This is a genomic window from Cobetia sp. AM6 (assembly GCF_009617955.1).
GTDB classification, from domain to species: Bacteria; Pseudomonadota; Gammaproteobacteria; order Pseudomonadales; family Halomonadaceae; genus Cobetia; species Cobetia amphilecti.
Genome location: NZ_AP021868.1, coordinates 2,858,894 through 2,881,795, shown reverse-complemented (window position 1 = coordinate 2,881,795; position 22,902 = coordinate 2,858,894). Strand labels below are relative to the sequence as shown.

Genomic DNA, 22,902 nt, shown 5'->3' with positions numbered 1-22,902 from the left:
GCAGCCTTGTCAGCACGCGGCGCTGGCGGGCAGGGTTGGCAGGCTGTCCCGTTGCGCTACGCAAGGCCCGGCGATGACTCGGCAATCGGGTCGTCATGGGGCAGTGATGGTCATGCCTGGAGTTATTGTCAGTATTTTCTCGGCCATTTCAGCAGCGCCATTCGCTCCAGTCGATATAGCGACGTCAGCAGGGCGAGAGGGGCGTCAGGGACGATAGGGACGACAGAAGGCGGGAGCCGGCAAGTCTGCCTGCTGGAGAAGATTCCGGTATCATCGCCGGCTGTCTTGCGTGCCAGTCCATGTATCAGCGCTGTCTGGCAAAGCCTTGAAAGCCTTTATCGGATAGTCCGTTTCGTCACCACAGCGCTTTCGGCATGTCGTTTGCAGAGTCAGCATTCACGTTGATGTCATCAAGACCGTCACGCCAGAAAAAATATTCAGGGAGCACCCCCATGCCGCAACGCCATACCTTGTCTTCTCGTCGCCTGCTGGCCACTCTCGCAGGCCTGTCATTCGGTGCGCTGAGCATTCTGCCAGCCCAGGCAGCCGACGACATCATCCGTCTGGCCACCACGACCAGCACCTACAATTCAGGCCTGCTCGATCACCTGCTGCCGGAGTATGAAGAAGCCCACGATGTCACCATTCAGGTCATCGCGGTCGGTACCGGCAAGGCGTTGCGCATGGGGCAGGATGGCGATGTGGATCTGGTGATGACTCACGCCCCGGGCGCCGAGCGCAAGTTCGTCGATGCCGGCTACGGTGTCGAACCGCATGGCGTGATGTACAACGACTTCGTGCTGCTCGGCCCCGAGGCGGACCCGGCGGCCATTGACGGCATGCAGGATGTGGACGCGGCACTGGACAAGATCGCCGGCGCCAATGCCGGCTTCATCTCGCGCGGCGATGACTCCGGCACTCACAAGAAGGAATTGGCCCTGTGGCAGAGTGCCGATGTCACCCCTGACTTCTCCGGCTACAAGGCCGTCGGCCAGGGCATGGGCAAGGTGCTGAGCATGGCCAGTGAGCTGCAGGACTACACCCTGAGTGATCGTGGTACCTGGCTTGCGATGGAAGACAAGCTCGAGCTTGAGATTCTGGTCGAGGGCGATGCGCGCCTCTTCAACCCCTATCAGGTGATTCTGGTCAATCCGGCCAATCATGACGGCCTCAATACCCGTGGTGCGCGTGAGCTGGCCGAATGGCTGATCTCCAGCGAAGGGCAGCAGGCAATCGATGATTATCGTCTCAAGGGCAAGGCGCTGTTTCATGCCAGCCACGGCGAGACCGGCTTCGATGCTCGCCAGACAGCGGACCGCGCCTCTGAGCGCGCGCCGGTGAAGGCGCAGGGCGCACAGGCTGAGCCGCGTTCGTGAGCTTGTGGCAAACCACGCAGGAGGCCATGAGCCTCCTGCTGAGCATGGATGGCGCGCTGTGGGAGATCATCGGCGTGTCGTTTCGTGTCTCGTTGATGGCGATGTTGATCGCGGTGCCACCGGCACTGTTGATCGCCTTCGTGCTGGTTCGCTGTGTCTTCCCGGGGCGCTGGCTGCTGATCTCGCTGATCAATACCCTGATGGCCGTCCCCACCGTGGTGGTGGGGCTGCTGCTGTTCATCCTGCTGTCGCGCGCTGGCCCGCTGGGCGATTGGCACCTGCTGTTCACCCAGCCGGCGATGGTGATCGGGCAGATTCTGCTCGCCCTGCCGATTCTGGTGGTGATGCTGCATGCCGCGCTGGCGGGCGTCGACAAGCGTGCCTGGGAGACGGCCTTGCAGCTGGGGGCGTCGCGCCGGGCGGCGCTGTGGCGACTGGTGATGGAGGCCCGGTTCGGCGTGATGGCGGCGTTGGTGGCCGCGTTTGGTAGAATCATCGCTGAAGTGGGTTGCGCCATGATGGTGGGTGGTAACATTGCCGGTTTCACGCGCAATATCACCACGGCCATCGCGCTGGAAACCCTCAAGGGCGAGTACGCCCAGGGGGTCGCCCTGGGCATGGTATTGCTGGTGTTGGCACTGGCGCTCAATCTGATGCTGGGGCTGTTGCGCGGTCGCGGTCAGCTGGTGGTGCAGGCGTGACCCGCGGCCTCGCCGCCAGTCACGTTCTGCTCCCGCAGTCTGCAAGCCGCCTGCCAGCCAGTTGAGACAAGCACACGCCAGCACTGATCGCGTCAGGCTGAATCGTCGTATGGAGTCATGATGTTCCCCCCTAGTTCTTCGTCCTCGTCTGTTCCCCCGGGCGACCCCTCCTGCCCGGTGGCGGGGGCTGGCTTCGCGCAAGCCGCGCCGTCTGCTGCCCAGGCACTCGCTGCCGACGCAAGCGTTGCCCCTCTGTTGCGTGTGCGCGGCCTCGAATATCGCTTGCCGCCTGCGGCGCAGGCATCCGGCGAGGGCATTGAGACGCAAGGGCGTCTGTTGTGGCATGTGGCGGCGCTGGATTGGGCGCCGACCCCGGCGTCCGGCTGGGTGCACCTCAAGGGTGACAACGGCAGCGGCAAGACCACGCTGCTGCGCGTGCTGGCCGGCATGCAGCCAGCGACTGGCGGCAAGCTTGAATGGCAGACCCGTGACGCTCATCCGGTGCGCTACCTGCACCAGCAGCCGTATCTGTTCGACACCAGTGTTGCCGGCAATCTGGTGCTGGCGGCTCGCTGGCAACCCGACAGCGGCTCTGCCGGCCAGCAGCGCGACCAGGTCGAGGAGATGCTGCGCTGGAGCGGGCTGAGCGATCAGGCCCGACAGCCCGCCCGCTCATTGTCGGGTGGCGAGCGGGCGCGACTGGCATTGGCGCGCGCCTGGTTGTCGCGTCCGCCGGTGCTGTTGCTGGATGAGCCTGCCGCCAATCTGGATCAGGCCGCCGTCGAGCAGTTGGCGCTGCGACTGGAGCAGATGTGCCAGCAGGGGTGCGCGGTGATCCTGTCCTCGCATCAGGACAATGCCTTGAGTCAGGGCTCGAGTGCGCGCTGGACGCTGAGCGCTGCCAGCCTGCACACTGAGCCCACAGCGGGCTGAGTCGTCTTCATGGGCTGAGCCTTCAGTGCAAGCACCTCAAGCTTCAGGGCTGAGAAGGCCTTGTGCATCAGCCGCTTGCACTGGATGCCCTGCCAGCGGCCCTGCTGCATGACATTACCTGCGCCTTTGCGCACTCGACCGGGATACGCCTTCATGCCGAGCTCCAATCACACCTCTGACGCCACGCCACTGCCGAGCGATGCCGAGCAGCTCAAGGCCTCGCTCACGCCCGCCAATATCACCGGGGTGGTGCTGGCCGGTGGCCAGGCGCGGCGCATGGGTGGCGTCGACAAGGGACTGGTCATGCTCAATGAGGTGCCGCTGGTGGCGCATGTGCTGGCGCGCCTGACCCCTCAGGTGGGTGAGCTGCTGATCAATGCCAATCGCTCGCACGCTGAATATGCCGCCTATGGGCATCCGCTGGTCGAAGACAGCGAGCAGGGTTACCACGGCCCCCTGATGGGCATGGCCAGTGCGCTGGCGGCAGCGCGGACGCCCTGGGTGATGATGGTGGCCTGCGATGTGCCGCACCTGCCCAATGAACTGGTCGAGACGCTGAGTGTGGCGCTGATCGACCATGCCAACGGCGATCATCTGGAAGGCTTCACTGTCGAAGGCGGTCACGCTGGTGATGCCGGGCCTGCGCTGCTGGCCGTGGCGGCAGACGAGTTCCGTTACCATCCGGTGATTTGTCTCATGCATCGTGGCCTGCTGCCCTCGCTGCAGGCGGCGCTGGCCGCTGGCGAGCGCAAGATCGACCGCTGGTTCGATCAGCACGTCTGGCTCAAGGTTCAGGCGGGCAGCGAGCAGGACTTCGCCAATCTCAATACCCTTGAAGAATGCCGTGAGATGGAAGCCGGCTCGCGCTGAGCGTGCTTCTTTCCTGACGTCCTTTGCGTGTCATCCGTTCCCGCTTGCACGCTCAGAGTGTGTCATTGTGATGCAGGTGGTCATCGCTAGGAGCGTCTCTTCAGGAGTCTGGCGGGTTATTGTCTTTGCCTGCCCGGTATTGATGGCCTTGGCGTTGCACCTCAAAAGTGTCGTGTCTGGCGGTTCTGGCGGGTGTCTTGCCACTCTGCGTCGTAGCCCCCATTGAATCCTTGCTCATATCGAGCCGTTGCCCCATTGAAATGAGCGCCGTGCGTGATCACCTTCATGGCATCCGCTCAGCCCGCATTGTCACCGTCATCTTTTCCCTTGCGGGCGCGGGAGCGCTGCGGTGAGCCCGTCGACAGGCCGCCATACGCCGGAATCATCAAGAGAACCCTCATGCCTGAGTCTTCTTCCACGACTGACCAGCGTGCTGATACCGCTGTCAGTGCTGAACATTCCTCCCCCCGCAGTGATGCTCCCACGTCGCGTGGTGATATTTCTCATGAAGTCGGGATGTCGCCCGCCTGGCAGGCACGTCTGGCGGCGTCAGCGTGTCCATTGTTGGGCATCGCGGCCTGGAGCGGCACCGGCAAGACCACGCTGCTCGAGCAGCTGCTGCCCGAGTTGAGAGCGCGCGGCCTCCGTGTCGCCGTGATCAAGCATGCGCATCATGCCTTTGATGTCGATACGCCAGGCAAGGACAGCCATCGTCTGCGAACGGCCGGTGCCGTGCCGATGCTGGTGGCGTCTGCCAAGCGCTTTGCGCTGATGATGGAGACGCCGGACCAGGCGGAGGCCGATCTGGAGCAGCTGGTGGCGCAGCTCGAGGGGCTGGAGGTGGACCTGATTCTGGTCGAGGGCTTCAAGCAGTGGCCGCTGCCCAAGCTTGAACTGTACCGCGAGGCCGTGGGCAAGCCGCTGCGAGTCCCAGAGGATCCCTGGATCCATGCGCTGGCGACACCGGCGGCGCAGCTGCCGCCTCGTGATGATGTGCCGCAGGACCTCAAGCGGCTGGATCTTGACGATCCTCAGGCGCTGGCCGCCTGGATCGCCGCCTGGCCGGTGCATTGGCGTCTGGAAGGCGGCAAGCCGCGTGGCGAGGTGGGCGCATGAGCCTGTCGTGTTTCGATCCGCGTTTCGGCGAGCGCATGCTGAGTGTCGATGAAGCCTTGAGCGTGCTGGGGGAGAGCCTGGCGGGCGTGATGCGCACGCCACGCAGCGAGCGTGTCGCCCTGGCGCAGGCGCCCGGACGTGTGCTCGCCGAGACGGTCATCTCGCCGCTGGATGTCCCGGCGCAGACCAACGCGGCGATGGACGGCATCGCGCTGGCGCGGGCTTCATTGCCAGACGCGGCGAGCGGCGAGCCCCTGAGCGATCGCGGTGAATTGAGTGATCACTGCGAGTTGAGCGTGATCGGCAGCTCGCTGGCGGGCCATCCCTGGACGGGCCGGGCGCTCGCCGCGGGGGAGGCCATGCGCATCACGACCGGTGCGGCCTTGCCGGCAGGCGCCGACACCGTCGTCATGCAGGAGCAGCTCGAGTATCGCTCCGCGCAGGGCGAGGGCGAAGGGCTGGGTGAGGGCTTGATTGAGAGCGAAGCAGGCGAGCGGGTGGTGATCGAGGGCGTGACCAGCATTCGCCGTGGCCAGAATGTGCGTCAGGCCGGAGAGGACATCGCGCGCGGCAGCCAGGTGATGGCGCCGGGCCAGTGGCTGACGCCTGCCGCCGTGGGTGTGCTGGCGTCGCTCGGACTCGCAGAGATCGCCGTCTATCGGCCACTGACGGTGGCGGTCTTCTCCACCGGTGACGAGGTCACGGCCCCCGGCGAGACACTGCCGGCCGGCGGCATCTATGACGCCAATCGCTTCAGCCTCGTGGCGCTGCTGCGCGATCAGGGCATCGAGGTGCTGGATCTTGGCATCCTGAGCGATGACGAGGCGAGCGTGACTGCTGCCCTGCGTGATGCCGCGACGCGTGCCGACATGGTCATCACCTCCGGCGGCGTGTCGGTGGGCGAGGCCGATCATGTGCGCAGCGCCCTCGCTGCCTGTGGTGAGCTCGCGCTGTGGCGCATCGCCATGCGTCCGGGTCGCCCGCTGGCGTTCGGCATGTTGCGTGCCATTCCCGCCGACGCCGAGTCGTCATCTGGCCAGGTGCCGTTCTTCGGCTTGCCGGGCAATCCGGTGGCGACCATGGTCACCTTCCTGCAGTTCGTACTGCCCGCGCTGCGTCTGTTGTCGGGCCAGCAGCGGTTGGCGATGGTTGAGGCGAAGGATGAGGCGAGCGCCTCCGCGACGACGCTGGCGCAGTGGCAAGCCCCGCGGCTGCAGTTGATCGCCGGCGAGACGCTGCGCTCACGTGCCGAGCGTGTCGACTATCATCGCGGCCAGATCGTACTGGATGACCAGGGGCGTCAGGTGGTGATGACCACGGGGCGGCAGGGCTCGGGGATTCTGACCTCGATGTTGCTGGCCGAATGCCTGATCGAGATTCCCGCCGGCTGCGCCACGCTTCACGCCGGCGAGCCGGTCATGGTGCAGTGGCTGGGCAGCCGCGGCATCGTCTAGGCGATCCCTGCGCAGTGGTCATGCCAGCTGATTCATGAAAAGATAGTCTGCTAATTTCTTGGCCAGTCCTGTTCATCAGGGCTTGCCTGCCTGCTTCTTCAGGCTTTGGTATTTCTGAGATTGCCGCCAGTCAGGCGCACCCGATACGGATACGAGACAGCTCATGAGCCTTACTCATCTCAACGCACGCGGCGAAGCCCATATGGTGGATGTTGCGGACAAGCAGGAAACCCGCCGCGAGGCGCGAGCCAGCGCACGCGTCAGCATGCTGCCTGCCACGCTCGCTCTGCTCGCCGAAGGTGGCCTGCCCAAAGGGGATGTGCTGGCGACGGCGCGTATCGCCGGTATCCAGGCGGCCAAGCGCACTCATGAGCTGATTCCGCTCTGTCATGCCTTGATGCTCTCCAAGGTGACGGTCGACTTCACGCTGGATAGCGCCAACAGCTGTGTGGAAATTCAGGTGCTGTGCCGCCTCAAAGGGCGTACCGGTGTCGAGATGGAGGCGCTGACGGCGGCCTCGGTGGCGGCATTGACGCTCTATGACATGTGCAAGGCGGTCGACAAGGGTATCGTGATCGGCGATATCCAGCTCGAGACCAAGACCGGTGGCAAGAGTGGTGACTGGCAGCGCCCGGAGGAGGCCGCCGCTGTCGAGCAGACGCCGGTTGAGCCAAGCCGGACTGGGCCAAGCCGTGCTGCGACAGCTGAGCCCATCGAAGCGGCAGCGGGACAGGCCGCTCCGGCGGTACGCGGTGATGCCACCGTGCGGGTCCTCTTCCTGGCGGAACTGCGGGAACGCCTGGACCTCGACAGCCTGGCGCTGAACCTGACGACGCTGTCCCAAGCGACGGTCGGGGGCTTGAAGCGCACCCTGGCGCTGCGTGACCCCCAGCTTGAAGCGCTCAATGACACTCGCGTGCTATGCGCCGTCAATCAGGACATGGTGCGCGATGACCACCCATTGAATGCCGGTGATGAAGTCGCCTTCTTCCCACCGGTGACGGGGGGCTGACATGACCCAGGTCGCAAACGAAGCCTCGCGGGCCTTTTCGGTCAGCATTCAGGCCGGCGATTTTGATCTGCGTGTCGAGCAGGACGTCCTGACGCGTGGGCGCGGCGACATCGGTGCCGTGGTGTCCTTCACGGGGCTGGTGCGTGATTTCAATCAGCGACCGGATGTCGTCGCGCTGACGCTGGAACACTATCCCGGCATGACGGAACGTAGCCTCGAGCGCTTGATCACAGAGGCGCGCGAGCGCTTCCCGCTCACCGGGGTGCGCATCATTCACCGTGTCGGACGGCTCGAGCCCGGCGACAATATCGTGCTGGTGCTGGTCGCCAGTGCGCATCGTCAGGCGGCCTTTGCCGGCTGTGACTTCCTGATGGACCACCTCAAGTCGCGGGCGCCTTTCTGGAAAAAGGAGCACACTGCCACGGGAGATTATTGGGTGCGGGAACGCTCGAGCGATCGCGAGGCACTCGAGCGCTGGCATCCAGAGTCCGCGGTGACAGCAGAGGGTGAAGCGCTATCCCCCCTTGCCGAGCAACACAAGGCTGATGACTCATTGGCCGAGGCCAGCGGCGAAGAGAGACAATCAGCGCTGGCAACACCCAAGTTTTCGGGAGAGTCATGATGGAAACCCTGGTCGATGATTTCGGTCGTCGCATCCGCTATGTTCGCCTGTCAGTGACGGACCGCTGTGATTTTCGCTGCGTCTATTGCATGAGCGAAGAGATGACCTTTCTGCCGCGTAACGAGGTCTTGAGCCTCGAAGAGATCGCGTTGCTGGCGCGCGCCTTCGTGGAATTGGGAGTCGATAAGATTCGCCTGACCGGCGGGGAGCCGCTGGTACGTCGTGATATCGGCAAGCTGGTCGATGAAATCGGCGCGCTCGAGGGGCTCAAGGACTTCTCGATGACCACCAACGGCGCGGGTCTTGCCAAGCACGCCGCGCAGTTGAAGGCCGCCGGCATGTCACGGCTGAATATCAGCCTTGATTCTCTGGACCCGGAGCGCTTCAAGGCGCTGACGCGTACCGGCGACCTGAACAATGTGATCGCCGGCATTCGTGCTGCGCGCGAGGAAGGCTTCCGCATCAAGCTCAATGCAGTGGTGCTGAAAGGGCGCAATGATCACGAAGTGGTGTCGCTGGTCGAATTTGCGCGTGAGGAAGGGTTGGACATCAGCTTCATCGAGGAGATGCCGCTGGGCCAAGTCTCGGATCACGGGCGTGACGAGACCTTCTGCTCCAGTGATGATGTCCAGGCGCGCATCGAGACGCGTTATCCGCTGATTCCCACGCTTGAAGACAGCCTGGGGCCGGCGCGCTATTTCCGCATGGCGGACAGCGAATCACGGGTGGGATTCATCTCACCGCACAGTCATAACTTCTGCTCGACCTGCAACCGCGTTCGCGTCACGGTAGAGGGGCGTCTGTTGCTGTGTCTTGGCAATGAGCACTCGCTTGACCTGCGTGACATCATGCGTCGCCACCCGGGTGACATCGAGCCACTCAAGGCCGCGATCATCGATGCCATGCACCTCAAGCCCGAGCGTCATCACTTCACGACGGACGGTGATGTCCAGATCGTTCGCTTCATGAACATGACGGGAGGCTGAGACCTTTTTCGTCATCAGTCGTGGCGCTCATGTGGATCGAGCCATCCCGGATAACTCACAGGCGCTGACAAGAACCCCGCTATCAAGCGGGGTTTTTGTTGGTCTATCCTATGGAAACACTGCCTTGCTTTTGACAAGGCTTGTTAGTTCATATTTAGCGCTTATACTTTGCTGCATTATCACATCCAATGCGATGACTCGCAGGGATTCCAGCTCAGTGCATATGGTGGAGGTAGCGAAATGACAGCCGATTCTCTCGAAAAGATCGCTCGTAACAAGAATGTTGCTCGTGCAGCAGCGCGTCAGCTGTCCATGGAACAACTGCACAAGCTCTCCGAGGTCATCAATGAGGTGATCGAGCAGAAAGCCGAAGAAGACGAGCAGCGCCGCGAAGAAGAAATCGCCAAGGAGCGCAAGCTTGCCGAGATTCGTGATGCGATGATCGAAGCTGGCCTTTCCGTGGATGATCTGGTCAGTGATCAGCCCAAGCGTCGTGGCCGTCCGCCGAAGAACAAGTCCGTTTGAGACCTTCGGCCTGACGCCATGGAGGTGGCTGAAGCGCTTGAGATCGAGATTGCCAGTCGGCAAGTCGGCAATCTCGCCATCACCAGTCCCTGAGCGCCTCCCAGCAGCAGAAAAGCCCGCCCGGTATTTCCCGGGCGGGCTTTTTCATGCGCTGCTTTGTGCAGGGTAGTGAGCTCAAGGCGGCCATCACTTCGATGATGGCGCGACACTCACTCCTGATTCATGGCCATGATATGCAGGAAGAGCACCGGCTCATGGCGCAGGTGGTTGCGCAGCCAGCGATTGATGCGGCCATCGAGTTGCTGCTTGAGTTCACGTTCATTGCTGGCATCCAGGCCTGCCAGGGTGTCATCCAGCCACTCGGCGAAGCTGTCTTCATCCAGGCTTGAGGTGCCGCTGATATCCAGCATCAAGCGGCCGATGCGAACCCAGCCGGCCTCCTGCAGCGTGACGGGCAACGCCAGCGAGACGCTGCCATGCCGGCCGAGACGCGCGCGGGCACGGCGGTCCATGGAATCCAGCGGGCGCACCTTGTCATGCTCGATGATGCACTCGTGCAGTGTCAGGCGTTTCTCCACCGACAGCCCCTGAGCATCGAGGCGAATCACGTCACCATTGACGGGAATCAGCGGTGCCTCGATGCCCAGGGACTGTGCCACCTGGGTGTGAGCGAGCTGGTGGCGATATTCGCCATGCACCGGCAGCAGACGTACCGGTTTCAGCCAGCCATAGAAGGTGCGCAATTCTTCCTGCGCCGGGTGCCCGGAGGCATGCAGGTCCGGGAACTGCTTCTCTTCCATGATGCCGACGCCGAGGCGTGTCAGGGCGTTGTGCAGCTTGCCGATGGCCAGCTCATTGCCGGGAATCGCCTTGGAAGAGAAGATCACGGTGTCGCCGGCGGCCAGCTCGAAGTCAGGATGGCGGGAATTGGCCAGGCGTGACAGCGCTGCGCGCGGCTCGCCCTGACTGCCGGTGGCGATCACCATGACCTCTTCCGGGGGCAGGTAGCCCAGGTCCTTCACCGGTACCAGCGGCGGGAAGTCTTCCAGATAGCCGAGACCGCGGGCGACGCGCACCATGCGCTCCATCGAGCGACCCAGCAGCGTGATGCGGCGACCATTGCGAGCGGCGGCGCGCCCCAGTGCCAGGATGCGGGCCAGGTTGCTGGCAAAGCAGGTCACGACGACGCGTCCGCGACAGCCGGCCAGCGTCTTCTCCAGTGCGCGTGCTACCTCACCTTCACTGCGCGAATGACCCGCCAGCGGCGCATTGGTGGAGTCGCCGACGACCAGATCGACCGGCGCCAGTGCCTGATAGCGCTCCGGATCCGTGGGCTCTCCGATCAGCGGCTCCGGGTCCAGCTTCCAGTCGCCGGTATGCATCACGCGATATTCCGGCGTGACGATCAGCAACGAGCAGCTTTCCGGAATGGAGTGGGTCAGTGGCAACAATCGCAGCGCGAAGGGGCCGGATTCGAAGCCTTCATCCACCTCGATGATCTGCAGGCTGGAGGTTTCCAGCTCGCGCTCGGCGAACTTGGCGCGCAGCAGGCCAGCCGCCAAGGGCGTGGCGATGATCGGGCAGCGCCATTTCGGCCACAGCCAGGCGACCGCGCCGATGTGGTCTTCGTGGCCATGGGTGATCACCAGCATCTGCGGGCTGATGCCCAGGCTTGCCAGGGACTCGATATCCGGCACCTGCAGCGGACCTTCCGGCAGGTCCTGGCGAATCATCATGCCGCAATCCACGGCAATCCAGTGATCCTGATAACCATACAGCGTCAGATTCATGCCGATCTCGCCGCAGCCACCCAGCGGTAGCAGGTGCAGCGGCGGACGTTGTCTCTGACGGACTTGAACGCGGGGTTTCAACATGGATGTCATGCCATCTATAAAATGTGGCTCAACTATACGGGAATCCCGCGAAGCGCCACAAATGGCGCTGTTGTCCGGTCGCGTCGATTCGAGAGCGGCCCAGCCGTTCGCGCGACGCCTTGAGGTGGGCCGGCGTGATGGCCGCTGATCGCAATGTCGTATTGACCATATGGACAGAATCGGGGCGCAGCACTGTTTCAGGCCGCGTGATCAGCTACAATAGCCCACCTTTGCCGAGGGGCTGCTTACGGGCGGTGTCATGATTCCTCGCGCAGGCCGGCGCTTCGCCGGCTGAACATCATTCCCGCTATCACAATGGTTGAACTTACGATGTCTCACGCCTATCGCCTGGTGGTGTCCTGCCCTGATCAGGTCGGAATTGTTGCCCGAGTTTCCACTTTCATCGCCGAGCAGGGCGGGTGGATCACCGAAGCCAATCAGCATTCTGATCTTGGTGCCGGTCGTTTCTTCATGCGCTATGAGATCAACCCCGAAACCATCGGCCTGAGCGCCGCTGAGCTCGGCAAGCGCTTCGCCCCGATCGGTGAAGAGTTCGGCATGCAGTGGCGCGTGCATGACACCGCCGCCAAGAAGCGTGTCGTGCTGATGGTCTCCAAGGACTCCCATTGCCTGGTGGACCTGCTGCATCGCTGGCAGTCCGGTGATCTGGATTGCGAGATTCCCTGCGTCATTTCCAACCACGATGACATGCGCTCGCTGGTGGAGTGGCACGGCATTCCGTTCCATCACGTGCCGGTCGACAAGAATGACAAGGCGCCGGCCTTTGCCGAGGTCGAGCGTCTGGTGGAAGAATCCCGGGCCGATTGCATCGTGCTGGCGCGCTACATGCAGATCATTCCGCCGAGTCTGTGTGAGCGCTATGCCGGTCGCCTGATCAACATCCACCACAGCTTCCTGCCTTCCTTCGTGGGCGCCAAGCCGTATCACCAGGCCTTCGGGCGTGGGGTCAAGCTGATCGGGGCGACTTGTCATTACGTGACCGAAGAACTGGATGCCGGCCCGATCATCGAGCAGGACATCCATCGCGTCACTCACTGCCATACCGCCGAGGAACTGGTGCGCATCGGCCGTGATGTCGAGCAGAAGGTGCTGGCGCGCGGCCTGCGTTGGCACCTGCAGGATCGCGTGCTGATCCACGGCAACAAGACCATCGTCTTCGCCTGAGCCTCGCATGCTCAACGCATGAGTCTGTCACCGACCTGAGGTCGTGACGAAGAAGCCGGTACCTGTTTCAGGTGCCGGCTTTTTTGTTTGCGGGATGGGGTGGGCGCCTGGCGCGAGCTAGAACAACCCCAGCTGCTGGGCGTCCTCGCGGGCCTTGAGGCGCACGCCGACGCCCAGCAGGCGGACAGGTCGATGGCCGCGTTGCCAGGCTTGCTCCATCAGCAGGGCGAAGCTGTTGGCGCTCGGCAGCGTGGTGGTCGAGGCGGGGAGCAGGCTTTCCAGCGTGGTGCTCTCGAAGTTGTTGAAGCGGATCTTGACGAACTGCTTGGCCAGTACCGGCTGGTCATGGCGGGCGTGACGGCTGGTCAGGCGTTCGAGCAGGGCGGGCAGGCGCTCGAGGCAGGCTGGCAGATCAGGCAGGTCGTGATCGAAGGTGTGCTCGACACTGATCGACTTGCGCTCACGCTCGACACGCACCGGTCGCTCATCGATGCCGTGCGCCAGTTCGTGCAGGCGGGTGCCGAACTTGCCGAAGTGCTCGGCCAGTGTCGTCAACGGCGTGGTGCGCATGTCCTCGCAGGTGGTGATGCCCAGGCGTGTCAGGCGCGCCAGCGTCGCGGGGCCGACCCCGTGCAGCTTGCCGACGGGCAGCTGGCGGATGAAGGCGTCGCTGGTCTCGGGCGTGATCACCGTCAGGCCGTCGGGCTTTTCCCAGTCACTGGCGATCTTGGCCAGAAACTTGTTGGCGGCCACGCCAAGGGAGAGGGTGATGCCGGTACGCTTGAGCGCCTCTTCCTTCAGCCAGCGCGCCATCCAGGTGGCGCTGCCCTGAAAGTCAGTCACGGCACTGACATCCAGATAGGCCTCATCCAGCGAGAGGGGCTCCACCAGGGGCGTCAGTTCATGGAAGAGTGCCTGGATCTCGGCGGAAACGGCGCGGTAGCGCTCGAAGTCCGGGGGCACCAGAATCAGCTGTGGACACAGGCGCAGCGCGCGGGCAGTCGACATCGCCGAGCGTACGCCGAAGGCACGCGCGGGATAATTGCAGGTGGCGATGACACCGCGTTGCTCGGTGCGGCCACCGATGGCGATGGGCACCTCGCGCCACTCGGGATGGCGGAGCATCTCGACGGCGGCATAGAAGCAGTCGCAGTCGGCGTGGAGGATCTTGCGCATGCGCGCATCATGCTAAAAGACTGGATGGCTGTCCAGTGGCGGTACCCATTCATTGCACCTGAGCCGGCTGCGCAACGACAACGCCCGACAGTGAGGAAGGTCCTCTCTGTCGGGCGTTGGCATGTCTGGCATCTCGCTTGGGCGCGAGACTGTCGCTCAGCGGATTACAGCGTCATCGCGGCCACCCAGCCGAACACGATCAGCGGGATGTTGTAGTGGATGAAGGTCGGCACCACGCTGTCCCAGATGTGGTCGTGCTGCTGATCGACATTCAGGCCGGCCGTCGGGCCGAGGGTCGAGTCAGAGGCCGGTGAGCCGGCATCCCCCAGCGCGGCGGCGGTGCCGATCAGCGCGACGGTGGCCAGCGGCGAGAAGCCGAATTGCAGCGCCAGCGGCACGTAGATGGCGGCAATGATCGGAATGGTCGAGAAGCTGGAGCCGATGCCGAGAGTGATGAACAGGCCGACCATCAGCATGACCAGCGCGGCCAGCGGCTTGTTGTCACCGATGATGTGGAAGGAGGCGTCAACCAGGGTCTGGATGTCGCCGGTGGCCTTCATCACGGAAGCGAAACCTGCCGCCGAGATCATGATGAAGCCGATCAGCGCCATCATGCGCATGCCGGACGTGAAGAGGTCATCCGCTTCGTTCCACTTGAACAGACCACCCAGCGAGAGGATGGCGAAGCCGACCAGGCCGCCGAGAATCATCGAGCCGGAATACAGCTGAATGCCGAGGGCGGCGATGATGGCGACGCCTGCCATGATCAGGCCGCTCTTGGACGGCGTGTGCATGGGCGTGTGGTGCGGTACGTTGCTGGACTTGATCTCGCGGGTCGCGTAGTCACGCGGCTTGCGGTAGGAGACGAACAGCGCCGTCAGCAGGCCGAGGAACATGCCGCCGACCGGAATCGCCATCGCCATCGGCACCATACCGCGGGTCACGTCGAGACCGAGCGACTGGCCGGCCTCATTGATATTGGCCAGCAGGATGTCGTTGAGGAAGATGGAGCCGAAACCGACCGGCAGCAGCATATAGGGCGCGGTCAGGCCGAAGGTCAGTGCACAGGCCACGGCGCGACGATCCAGACGCAGGCGGTTCATGGCAACCAGCAGCGGCGGAATCAGGATCGGGATGAAGGCGATGTGGACCGGAATCAGGTTCTGGGAGGAGATCGCGACCAGGGTCACGCTGCCCAGCAGGCCGTACTTGATGGCCGTCTGGCGGCGCGGCGTGCTTTCGCCATTGAGCAGGCCGATCAGGCGTGCGGCGAGCAGGTCCGGCAAACCGGAGCGAGACAGGGCGACGGCGAAGGCACCGAGGGTGGCGTAGGCCAGCGCGACCTTGGCGCCGCCGCCGACACCGTCATTGAAGGCGCCGAGCGTATCGGTCAGTGACAGACCACTGAACAGACCGCCGACCAGGGCGCCGGCGACCAGCGCGAAGACGACCGAGACGCGAGCCAACGACAGGCCGACCATGACCAGGACGGCCAGAATTACCGCATTCATGCGAGTACCTCTATGTGGGGTTGTGCCAGCTTTGGGAGTGTTGCGGACAGAGCGGGCGAACTGTGGGTGCGTGGCCACCCGATCCCGGGGCAATGCCTCGCATGACGTGTACATTCGTGACGAATGCCTTGCTGTCGCAGTGTTCCTGCGGCTTCCTCCTGAATGCCGTCAAAAACGGCGCATTATCTTACCAGAAGGGCAACGCAAGCTGAATGGCCGATGAACGTGGGTGCTGCCAAATGGCACAAGTTGGCGTGCCATGACGGCTTTTTGTAGAATGCCACGCTGCCCGGCGGCTGCAGTCGCAGGCGTTATTCAACAGGAGTGCGCATGCTGGAGCTGGAAAATGCCCGCGTCATCGGCATGGGAAATGATCGGCGTGTCTATCAGGACCCGAACGACCCCCATCGCTGCATCAAGGTCCCGCGTTACCCTGACAAGGGCAGCCGCCAGAATGAACGCGAGCAACGCTATTTCGAGGGCCTGGTCAGACGTGGCATGCGCGACTGGTCCTATGTGCCTGCCTACCACGGCAGTGTCGCCACCGCCGAGGGGCTCGGGCTGGTCTTCGACCTGATTCTCGACAGTGACGGCTCCACGTCACGCCGACTGCGCGAGGTGCATCTCGAGACCCCCGAGCGCCTGAGCGCCGAGGTGCTGGTGAGCGAGCTGGCCAATCTCTATCGCTATCTCGAGAAACGCTGGTTGATTCCGTCTGATCTCAATGATCGCAATATCGTGGTCCAGTTCAGCGACGACCAGCCGCCCAGATTGTGGCTGATCGACGGTATCTCGAATCCTGACTTCATTCCGCTGGCGACCAGTGTCGCCTGGCTGGCACGGCGCAAGGTCGCGCGTCGTTATCGTCACTTCCTCAAGAAGCTGGTCAAGGGCGGTCAGCTCTCGCCAGAGGATTATCAGGCACTCGAAGCCCGTCTGTGGGGGTGAATGCCTCTGATGGTGATAGCTTTCGAGACTGGTGGCTCTCGAGGGTGACTGCCCCTGATGGCGCTTGCCTCTGATGGCGCTTGCCTCTGATGGCAATCGCCTTTGATGAACATCGTCTTTGATGAACATCGCCAGGGGCAGTCGTGTTGTATGTCAGTGCAATCAGTGCATCAATGTTCCAGAGTCTCGAAGTAGCTGGTCATCGCATGGGTGATCTGGCCCAAGTCCTGCGGCGAGGTGATATAGGCCGGCATGGTATATAGCCAGCGACCGAAGGGGCGTAACCAGACACCCAGTTCACGGGCATGGGCCTGAGCGCCTGCCAGACTGCTGGCATCGTGCACTTCTATCACCGCAGTGGCACCCAATACGCGTATATCGCGAATGGCGGGGTGGGAGAAATTCAGCAGGGTATCGCGCAACAATTGATTGAGCTCGGCAATCTTGCCCAGATAATTCTCTTCCTCGAATACCGCGAGACTTTCCAGTGCCACCCGACAGGCCAGCGGATTGCCCATGAAGGTCGGGCCGTGCATGAAGGCGCTATTGGCATCCTCACCATCAAATGCATGGAAGATATGACTCTGGGCCAGGGTGGCGGCATGTCCCAGATATCCCCCCGTCAGTCCCTTGGAGAGCACCATGATGTCAGGAGAGACATTGGCGTGTTCACAGGCAAACATCTTGCCGGTCCGACCGAAACCGGTTGCGACTTCATCGAAGATCAATACGATTCCGAACTCATCACATAACTCGCGCGCCGCCTCGAGATAGTAGGGCGAGTACATGTTGAGGCCACCTGCCGCCTGCAAGAGAGGCTCCATCAACAATGCCGCTATCTCATGCTGGTGTGTTTCCAGGCAGGCGCGCAATGCGCTGATATCGTCTGCTACCTCGTCACGACTGGCGCTGAAACCGGCAGTCGGCGCCGGTGCGAAATGATGTCTGGGCAGGAAATCGGCGAACAAGGAGTGCATGCCTTCCTCGGGGTCACACACTGCCATGCAGCCCGCCGTATCGCCGTGATAGGCCTTCATCAATGACAGCATGCGCGTTCGTCCGCGCGTGTCATCGCGGTCTTTGCGCTGTTGCTGATATTGCACTGCCATCTTCATGGCGACTTCCATGCCCACCGAGCCGCTATCCGAGAAGAAGACATGATTCAGGCCCTCGGGGGTGACGCGCACCAGCGCATCGGCAAGCTCCTTGGCCGGTCGATGGCGAATGCCGCCCAGCATCACATGGCAGAGTTCTGCCGCTTGCTGCTGAATGGCCGCGACGAGACGCGGGTGTCCGTAGCCATGGATCATGCACCACCAGGAACATGTCGCATCCAGCAGTGTCTCACCTCCCGCCAGTGTCATGCGGGCTCCCATGCCGCCGACCACCTCCAGTGGCGCTGGCATGTCCTGCATCTGGGTATAAGGGTGCCAGAGAGAAAGTGAGTCCGTATCGCGGGTCGGCATCTGGGAAAATGGCATGGAGTGTCTCTGCGAGTGGCGGGAGAGTGGAATGGCGTGATGACGGCTCAATCTTTGTCAACTTTGACCATTCTATCAGGTTGACGGTGTTTTTGAAGTGACGCTTTCTGGAGAAAGTGTTGCATTTTGCACCACTATTAGTTCGCCACCTGCTTTAGTATGGACTTCTGTTGTTCGTTCAGGTGCATGCTTTTCGAGGTGCGCAGGCAATGACAGCTCTACATCGAAAGTCTGCAATCTGACGCCGCCACGCCAACGGGAAAGTGGTTGCATAATACTTCCTTGTGGGTTGCTGTCATGAATTGTGCATATCCCGTGAATATTGGGGGTCCAGTGATGGCGGGCCCTCAAGCCTGATATCAGGTCGTGGTAAAGACTTCTTCGTGTTGTTGCAGAGACGCTTTTGGCAGACCTGTCTTCAGTTGTGACAGGGGATAATGAAGTGCCTGGGCAGTGAGTACTGTTTTTTTGCTGGCTATTGCATTGATCGGAAAGATTGCATACTTTGGAAACATGTTATTTAAGACTTCACCTCGCAGTTGACTCGGTCTATAATCGCCCTTGATCTGGTGTGGGCGCTTAACTGTCCCGAGTGTCCTGCACAAGTCTTTATGAAAACGCGCTGTTAAACATGTACGGCAGGTGAATATCGCCGAGCCTCTTTCAGCATCGTGTTTTCGTGACTCAACTGTCTGTCCCGACATCCTGGAGATACTCATGTCCCTGTTGACTGATTTCATGCAGAAAGAGCAAGAGCTCAAGAAACTTCAAGAGCAGCTGGAAAGCCTGCGCAATGATGACCGTCTGAAGAACGAACTCGAATTCAAGGACAAGCTGGACGCGCTGATGGGCGAGTACGGCAAGTCCACTCGTGACGTCATCACCCTGCTGGACCCGAAAGCGTCCCAGGCGCCGGCTGCTGCCGCACCGGAAAGCAAGACCGGTGGCGTGCGTCGCAAGCGCAAGCTGAAGGTCTACAAGAACCCGCACACCGGTGAAGTCATCGAGACGCGTGGTGGCAACCACAAGCAGCTGAAAGAGTGGAAGGAAGAGCACGGTGCTGAAACCGTCGAATCCTGGCTTGAGCGCACTGAAAGCTGAGCACTGGCTTTATTGCCAGCTAGCTGACGCTGCCAGACATGAAAAAGCCCCGCGATTGCGGGGCTTTTTCATGTCTGGCGTTTGACTGACGCTAGACGACGGACTCCCTCTTTTGAGAAGGCCTTGAGCAGACCGATAGGGCGCTTTCCCGTGAGACTCGCTGTGAGATTACAGCGTCAGAAAGCGCCACTATCGGCAGCCGTCATGCCCGAGGGCTGTTATGAGGGCTATCAGCTATCACGCTGATTGAGGTCCACCAGGCGACCGATGGCGAGAATCTTGCCCGTCGGTTTGCCGGTCGTCGAACCGCCTTCTGGCTCCAGCGTCATCTCCAGCAGCTGGCCCGGACTCATGCTGCCGATCTGCTCGGCGCTGAGTTCGATGCCGGCAATCGGGTCGACCAGCCCCAGTGAGCGCGGCCCTTCTTGCGGGTCGGTCAGGGTCCACAGTTCGATGGCGCGATCCGTCGGGCGCTCGATGGAGACCTTCGGTGTCAGCTGCAGGCCACCGCTGGGCGTGACATTGGCCACCCAGGTCGGCGTGCCCGGATCTTCCAGTGTCTGCAGGATAGCGACCATACGTTGCGCGTCGCCGTCAGGTGTCTGGGTAGCCATCTCCGGTGACGTGCCTTCCAGCGGCGCGCTGGGAGAGAAGGGCCCCATCTGCATGACCAGCGCCAGGGCGAGACCTGCCCCCAGACCCAGTCCGAGGCCACCGCCGAGCCAGCGCAGCAGCCAGGGCGCCTTGGTTGAGGTGCTTGTCTGCTCTGCGTCATGGCGAGCGGCGTCATCGCGGGTGGCGGAGGACTGCTTGAGGCGCACCAGGCTGGCGTCGATGCGCTTCCATAGTGAGTCGGAAGGGGGCTCCGGCGGCAGGCGATCACTCACGCTCAGCCAATGTTGCTGCCAGCGCAGGGCCATGCGTGCGGCATTGTCATCGCGCTCGATCCAGGCGCGCACTTCGGCCTCGCGCTCAGGGTCCAGCAGCCCGAGGGCATGCTCACCCAGCAGCAGGTTCTGTTCTTCGGGAGATTCGGGAATCAGGGGGCTATTCATCGTGACAGGCACTCCTGCAGTAGCTTGAGACCGGCGCGGATGCGTCCCTTGATGGTGCCAAGCGGTGCGCTCAGCTTCTCGGCGATCTGTTCGTGTGTCAGTCCCTTGAAGAAGGCCAGCAGAATGGGCTCGCGTCGCGGCACTTCCAGCTCACCCAGGCAGTCGCTCAACTGGTGCGCCGTCTGGCTGTCATCGGCCGCGGTTTCCGGGTTGGCGAGCAGATCGGCCAGCGTGTCGAGTGCATCGCTGTCACCGCGAGGCGTCCGCCCCTGGGCGCGCAGTTGATCCAGGGCGCGATAGCGCAGGATGGTAAACAGCCAGGCGCGACCATTGCCGAGTTCACGGCGATACTGGCCCGCGTTGGACCACAGCTTGATGAAGGCGTCATGGACGGCATCTTCCGCTTGGTCGCGGCTGTTCAACAGGCGCATGGCGAGCGCTAGCATACGGCCCGATTCAAGATCATAGAGGCTGCGGAACGCGGCCTCGTCTCCGCGTGCACAGGCTTCTATCGCACTGGCGTGGTCAAAGCTTTCCGCGTCTGGCGGACTGACTGACGGCTTCTGTGCTGGCATGGGGCGGCCGGCTCCTTTGGCAGGGGGTCCATTGATCAGCTGACGGTAAGTGCACCGCCGGGGAATGGCAAGTTGCATGATAGAGGCCTTTGTTCGGGAAAGAATCAACGCCCGTGACGGTCGGGATGGCGGTGCGTCAATTGCGGGGGGATAGTCAGGTAACGTCCCGCTTCCCGCCTTGGATGTTCGCGTCCGGTTTTCAGACGTGTCTGGGCGTGGCGTCAGTCAGTCACTTCACATCCGATGGGAAAAGCGCGGCGCGGCTGCATTGCTGCTCGCGCGGTGAGTCCGCATAATGGCCGGCATGACAGCCTGGGAGGCGTGATGAAGCAGCAATTCAATACGATCGGCGTGATTGGCCGACTGGGCAGTGCCCAGGTGGTGGATACGCTCAAGCGCTTGATTCGCTTTCTGGATTCCCGTGGCCTGGCCATGGTGATCGAGGAACGCACTGCCACGCTGCTGCTGGACCACGGTCTTCAGGTGGCCAGCCGCCGTCAGATGGGCGAGCAGTGTGATCTGGTGATCGTGGTCGGCGGCGATGGCAGCCTGCTGGGCGCCGCGCGCGCGCTGTGCCGCAGCGGCACGCCCGTGCTCGGCGTCAATCGTGGGCGACTCGGCTTTCTGACCGACATTCGCCCCGATGAGCTCGAGGAGAAGGTGGCCGAGGTGCTGGGCGGTGACTATCTCAGCGAGCAACGCTTCCTGCTCGAGGCCGAGGTTTACCGCGAAGGCGAGCGCATCGGGGCGGCCGATGGCCTCAATGACGTGGTGCTGCACCCCGGCAAGGCGGCGCGCATGATCGAGTTCGAGCTGTTCATCGATGGCCAGTTCGTCTACTCCCAGCGCTCGGATGGCTTGATCGTCGCCACTCCGACCGGCTCGACCGCCTATGCGCTGTCCGGTGGCGGCCCCATCGTGCATCCGCGTCTCGAGGCGATCACCCTGGTGCCGATGTTCCCGCATACCCTTTCCAGTCGTCCGATCGTGATCGATGCGGCCAGCGAGATCATCCTGCATATCAGTGCCAGCAACTCGACCTATCCGCATATCAGCTGCGATGGCCAGACCCAGGTGGTGGCCAAACCCGGGGATGTGCTCAAGATCCGGCGCAAGAGTGAGCGTCTGACGCTGATTCATCCGCTGGAGCACAACTATTTCGAGATCTGTCGCACCAAGCTCGGTTGGAGCAATCGCCTCGGCGAATGACCTCAAGGCTCACAGCATGCAAGCATTCGTGGCGCCACAGGATGGCTATGACCTTATCGGCGATGTACACGGCTGCGGCGCCACTCTGGCGACGTTGCTGGAGACGCTCGGCTATCACATCGTCGATGGCGTCTATCGCCACCCGACCCGCAAGGTCATCTTTCTCGGCGATATCATCGATCGTGGTCCGCGCATCCGCCTGGCGGTGCAGCTGGCCAGCAGCATGGTCAATGCCGGCGAAGCGCTGATCGTGATGGGCAATCACGAATACAACGCCCTGGCGTATTGTCGGCGCGCACGCCCGCGTGCAGGCGGCGAGCATCGTGATTTCCTGCGCTCGCATACCTCACGTCACAACCGCATCATCCGCGAGACGCTTGACCAATATCAGCATCATCCCGATGAGTGGGACGAGGCGCTGCGCTGGTTCATGCGCATGCCGCTGTGTCTGGAGCTGCCGCCGCTGGCCCCCGGCCAGAGCGGGCTGCGCGTGGTGCACGCCTGCTGGGACGAGCCACTGGTGCGTACCTTCCTGGAGCGCTACCCCGATGGCTGCATCGATGAAGACTTTCTGCATGAGTCCATCGAGCACGACAGCTTCGCCTATCGCGTGCTGGACCGCATGACGCGCGGCGCGAATCTGCGCTTGCCGGAAGGGGTCGAGATCCACTCCGGCGATGGTTTCACGCGCCGAAGCTTCCGCACGCACTTCTGGGCACGTGAGCCCCGCACCTACGGCGATGTGGTCTTCCAGCCCGACAACCTGCCTGGCGAGCTGGAATCGCGCTGGTTGAGTGAGCAGGAGCTGGCCAATCTGCCTTACTACGGGCCAGAGCAGCCACCGCTGTTTCTCGGGCACTACTGGTGCGAGGGTTTGCCGGCGCTGCCGGCCCCCAACATCGCCTGCCTGGATTACAGTGCGGTCAAGTACGGGCGCCTGGTGGCATATCGCTTCAGTGGCGAAGCCACGCTGGATGCCGCCAACTTCGTCTGGGTACCGGTACCGCGTGAGCCCTCCCGACGCCCCGTGCCGGAAGAGCTGTCCCGCGACACCCTGTCGAACCAGTCTTTCGCCAACGGCGCCAGTCAATAGCACTGGCCATTGGCACTGCTCAATAGCACTGGTTCATGGGCACGCCCCAATAGCGCCAGTGATGCTGCTGGCGAATGACGATTGTTTTTTACAATCACA

22 protein-coding genes are annotated in these 22,902 nt (G+C 62.5%); 15 read left to right on the top strand and 7 right to left on the bottom strand.

Annotated elements, in window-relative coordinates; all coding sequences use genetic code 11:
• Positions 1–452 precede the first annotated feature (452 nt).
• From CLAM6_RS12105 to CLAM6_RS12060, 10 genes are all read left to right on the top strand, one after another.
• Positions 453–1,376 (top strand): substrate-binding domain-containing protein, encoded by a 924-nt coding sequence (locus CLAM6_RS12105; RefSeq protein ID WP_153636242.1) that lies wholly within the window; start codon positions 453–455, stop codon positions 1,374–1,376.
• Between the two features lie 26 nt (positions 1,377–1,402).
• Complete coding sequence (locus tag CLAM6_RS12100; protein ID WP_197738681.1) at positions 1,403–2,077, top strand: ABC transporter permease; 675 nt, start codon at positions 1,403–1,405, stop codon at positions 2,075–2,077.
• Positions 2,078–2,197: 120 nt separating this feature from the next.
• Positions 2,198–3,010, top strand: a complete 813-nt coding sequence (locus CLAM6_RS12095; protein WP_172978704.1) for an ABC transporter ATP-binding protein — start codon at positions 2,198–2,200, stop codon at positions 3,008–3,010.
• A 153-nt stretch (positions 3,011–3,163) separates the two neighbouring features.
• A complete protein-coding gene (gene mobA, locus CLAM6_RS12090; protein ID WP_107336326.1) occupies positions 3,164–3,880 on the top strand; it encodes a molybdenum cofactor guanylyltransferase in 717 nt (238 codons plus the stop codon).
• A gap of 516 nt (positions 3,881–4,396) precedes the next feature.
• A complete protein-coding gene (gene mobB / locus CLAM6_RS12085; protein ID WP_153636239.1) occupies positions 4,397–4,996 on the top strand; it encodes a molybdopterin-guanine dinucleotide biosynthesis protein B in 600 nt (199 codons plus the stop codon).
• On the top strand, positions 4,993–6,450 hold the full coding sequence (locus CLAM6_RS12080; protein ID WP_153636238.1) for a molybdopterin molybdotransferase MoeA: 1,458 nt from the start codon (positions 4,993–4,995) through the stop codon (positions 6,448–6,450). Before mobB ends, CLAM6_RS12080 begins: the two co-directional genes overlap by 4 nt.
• 163 nt (positions 6,451–6,613) lie before the next feature.
• The gene (gene moaC, locus CLAM6_RS12075) at positions 6,614–7,462 is read left to right on the top strand and encodes a cyclic pyranopterin monophosphate synthase MoaC (protein ID WP_153636237.1); all 849 of its coding nucleotides are present in this window, start codon (positions 6,614–6,616) and stop codon (positions 7,460–7,462) included.
• Position 7,463: 1 nt separating this feature from the next.
• Positions 7,464–8,084 (top strand): molybdenum cofactor biosynthesis protein MoaE, encoded by a 621-nt coding sequence (locus CLAM6_RS17995; RefSeq protein WP_153636236.1) that lies wholly within the window; start codon positions 7,464–7,466, stop codon positions 8,082–8,084.
• Positions 8,081–9,070 (top strand): GTP 3',8-cyclase MoaA, encoded by a 990-nt coding sequence (gene moaA, locus CLAM6_RS12065; RefSeq protein WP_153636235.1) that lies wholly within the window; start codon positions 8,081–8,083, stop codon positions 9,068–9,070. The genes CLAM6_RS17995 and moaA overlap by 4 nt, the downstream gene beginning before the upstream one ends.
• A gap of 240 nt (positions 9,071–9,310) precedes the next feature.
• Positions 9,311–9,595 (top strand): H-NS family histone-like protein, encoded by a 285-nt coding sequence (locus tag CLAM6_RS12060; RefSeq protein ID WP_043336782.1) that lies wholly within the window; start codon positions 9,311–9,313, stop codon positions 9,593–9,595.
• A 209-nt stretch (positions 9,596–9,804) separates the two neighbouring features.
• Here CLAM6_RS12060 and CLAM6_RS12055 read toward each other — a convergent pair whose 3' ends face one another.
• Positions 9,805–11,385 carry a ribonuclease J gene (locus CLAM6_RS12055; RefSeq protein ID WP_153636932.1) on the bottom strand — a complete coding sequence of 527 codons (1,581 nt, stop codon included), beginning with the start codon at positions 11,383–11,385 and terminating at the stop codon, positions 9,805–9,807.
• Positions 11,386–11,799: 414 nt separating this feature from the next.
• On the opposite strand from CLAM6_RS12055, the gene purU reads away from it, so the two are divergent.
• Positions 11,800–12,654 (top strand): formyltetrahydrofolate deformylase, encoded by an 855-nt coding sequence (purU, locus tag CLAM6_RS12050; RefSeq protein WP_043336780.1) that lies wholly within the window; start codon positions 11,800–11,802, stop codon positions 12,652–12,654.
• A 117-nt stretch (positions 12,655–12,771) separates the two neighbouring features.
• Here the strand turns inward: purU and dinB are convergent, their stop codons facing one another.
• Together dinB and CLAM6_RS12040 are read right to left on the bottom strand one after the other, a co-directional pair.
• Entirely contained in the window at positions 12,772–13,830 is a 1,059-nt protein-coding gene (gene dinB / locus CLAM6_RS12045) for a DNA polymerase IV (protein ID WP_153636234.1), read from the bottom strand.
• A 164-nt stretch (positions 13,831–13,994) separates the two neighbouring features.
• A complete protein-coding gene (locus tag CLAM6_RS12040) occupies positions 13,995–15,341 on the bottom strand; it encodes a Na+/H+ antiporter family protein (RefSeq protein WP_043336774.1) in 1,347 nt (448 codons plus the stop codon).
• A 330-nt stretch (positions 15,342–15,671) separates the two neighbouring features.
• On the opposite strand from CLAM6_RS12040, the gene CLAM6_RS12035 reads away from it, so the two are divergent.
• A complete protein-coding gene (locus CLAM6_RS12035) occupies positions 15,672–16,289 on the top strand; it encodes a YrbL family protein (protein ID WP_043336773.1) in 618 nt (205 codons plus the stop codon).
• A gap of 170 nt (positions 16,290–16,459) precedes the next feature.
• Here the strand turns inward: CLAM6_RS12035 and bioA are convergent, their stop codons facing one another.
• Positions 16,460–17,770 carry an adenosylmethionine--8-amino-7-oxononanoate transaminase gene (gene bioA, locus CLAM6_RS12030; RefSeq protein WP_242007668.1) on the bottom strand — a complete coding sequence of 437 codons (1,311 nt, stop codon included), beginning with the start codon at positions 17,768–17,770 and terminating at the stop codon, positions 16,460–16,462.
• Positions 17,771–17,845: 75 nt separating this feature from the next.
• The gene (locus CLAM6_RS12025) at positions 17,846–18,043 is read right to left on the bottom strand and encodes a hypothetical protein (protein WP_152965394.1); all 198 of its coding nucleotides are present in this window, start codon (positions 18,041–18,043) and stop codon (positions 17,846–17,848) included.
• A 444-nt stretch (positions 18,044–18,487) separates the two neighbouring features.
• Between CLAM6_RS12025 and CLAM6_RS12020 the strand changes: the two genes are divergently transcribed.
• Positions 18,488–18,871 (top strand): histone-like nucleoid-structuring protein, MvaT/MvaU family, encoded by a 384-nt coding sequence (locus CLAM6_RS12020; RefSeq protein WP_043336770.1) that lies wholly within the window; start codon positions 18,488–18,490, stop codon positions 18,869–18,871.
• A gap of 230 nt (positions 18,872–19,101) precedes the next feature.
• Here the strand turns inward: CLAM6_RS12020 and CLAM6_RS12015 are convergent, their stop codons facing one another.
• Positions 19,102–19,926 carry an anti-sigma factor gene (locus CLAM6_RS12015; protein ID WP_153636233.1) on the bottom strand — a complete coding sequence of 275 codons (825 nt, stop codon included), beginning with the start codon at positions 19,924–19,926 and terminating at the stop codon, positions 19,102–19,104.
• Positions 19,923–20,501 (bottom strand): sigma-70 family RNA polymerase sigma factor, encoded by a 579-nt coding sequence (locus CLAM6_RS12010; RefSeq protein WP_043334088.1) that lies wholly within the window; start codon positions 20,499–20,501, stop codon positions 19,923–19,925. Before CLAM6_RS12010 ends, CLAM6_RS12015 begins: the two co-directional genes overlap by 4 nt.
• Before the next feature lie 324 nt (positions 20,502–20,825).
• Between CLAM6_RS12010 and CLAM6_RS12005 the strand changes: the two genes are divergently transcribed.
• A complete protein-coding gene (locus CLAM6_RS12005; protein ID WP_043334090.1) occupies positions 20,826–21,710 on the top strand; it encodes an NAD(+) kinase in 885 nt (294 codons plus the stop codon).
• A 16-nt stretch (positions 21,711–21,726) separates the two neighbouring features.
• A complete protein-coding gene (locus tag CLAM6_RS12000) occupies positions 21,727–22,803 on the top strand; it encodes a metallophosphoesterase (RefSeq protein WP_153636232.1) in 1,077 nt (358 codons plus the stop codon).
• Positions 22,804–22,902: the final 99 nt, after the last annotated feature.

Coding starts and splice junctions, on each gene's coding strand:
- mobB (WP_153636239.1), top strand. CDS start 4,397: ATGTCGCCCGCCTGGCAGGCACGTCTGGCGGCGTCAGCGTGTCCATTG.
- CLAM6_RS12060 (WP_043336782.1), top strand. CDS start 9,311: ATGACAGCCGATTCTCTCGAAAAGATCGCTCGTAACAAGAATGTTGCT.
- CLAM6_RS12040 (WP_043336774.1), bottom strand. CDS start 15,341: ATGAATGCGGTAATTCTGGCCGTCCTGGTCATGGTCGGCCTGTCGTTG.
- moaA (WP_153636235.1), top strand. CDS start 8,081: ATGATGGAAACCCTGGTCGATGATTTCGGTCGTCGCATCCGCTATGTT.
- CLAM6_RS12000 (WP_153636232.1), top strand. CDS start 21,727: ATGCAAGCATTCGTGGCGCCACAGGATGGCTATGACCTTATCGGCGAT.
- mobA (WP_107336326.1), top strand. CDS start 3,164: ATGCCGAGCTCCAATCACACCTCTGACGCCACGCCACTGCCGAGCGAT.
- CLAM6_RS12100 (WP_197738681.1), top strand. CDS start 1,403: ATGAGCCTCCTGCTGAGCATGGATGGCGCGCTGTGGGAGATCATCGGC.
- CLAM6_RS12015 (WP_153636233.1), bottom strand. CDS start 19,926: ATGAATAGCCCCCTGATTCCCGAATCTCCCGAAGAACAGAACCTGCTG.
- CLAM6_RS12095 (WP_172978704.1), top strand. CDS start 2,198: ATGTTCCCCCCTAGTTCTTCGTCCTCGTCTGTTCCCCCGGGCGACCCC.
- bioA (WP_242007668.1), bottom strand. CDS start 17,770: ATGCCATTTTCCCAGATGCCGACCCGCGATACGGACTCACTTTCTCTC.
- CLAM6_RS12025 (WP_152965394.1), bottom strand. CDS start 18,043: ATGCAACCACTTTCCCGTTGGCGTGGCGGCGTCAGATTGCAGACTTTC.
- dinB (WP_153636234.1), bottom strand. CDS start 13,830: ATGCGCAAGATCCTCCACGCCGACTGCGACTGCTTCTATGCCGCCGTC.
- CLAM6_RS12035 (WP_043336773.1), top strand. CDS start 15,672: ATGCTGGAGCTGGAAAATGCCCGCGTCATCGGCATGGGAAATGATCGG.
- CLAM6_RS12105 (WP_153636242.1), top strand. CDS start 453: ATGCCGCAACGCCATACCTTGTCTTCTCGTCGCCTGCTGGCCACTCTC.
- CLAM6_RS12010 (WP_043334088.1), bottom strand. CDS start 20,501: ATGCCAGCACAGAAGCCGTCAGTCAGTCCGCCAGACGCGGAAAGCTTT.
- CLAM6_RS12005 (WP_043334090.1), top strand. CDS start 20,826: ATGAAGCAGCAATTCAATACGATCGGCGTGATTGGCCGACTGGGCAGT.
- CLAM6_RS17995 (WP_153636236.1), top strand. CDS start 7,464: ATGACCCAGGTCGCAAACGAAGCCTCGCGGGCCTTTTCGGTCAGCATT.
- moaC (WP_153636237.1), top strand. CDS start 6,614: ATGAGCCTTACTCATCTCAACGCACGCGGCGAAGCCCATATGGTGGAT.
- purU (WP_043336780.1), top strand. CDS start 11,800: ATGTCTCACGCCTATCGCCTGGTGGTGTCCTGCCCTGATCAGGTCGGA.
- CLAM6_RS12055 (WP_153636932.1), bottom strand. CDS start 11,385: ATGAATCTGACGCTGTATGGTTATCAGGATCACTGGATTGCCGTGGAT.
- CLAM6_RS12020 (WP_043336770.1), top strand. CDS start 18,488: ATGTCCCTGTTGACTGATTTCATGCAGAAAGAGCAAGAGCTCAAGAAA.
- CLAM6_RS12080 (WP_153636238.1), top strand. CDS start 4,993: ATGAGCCTGTCGTGTTTCGATCCGCGTTTCGGCGAGCGCATGCTGAGT.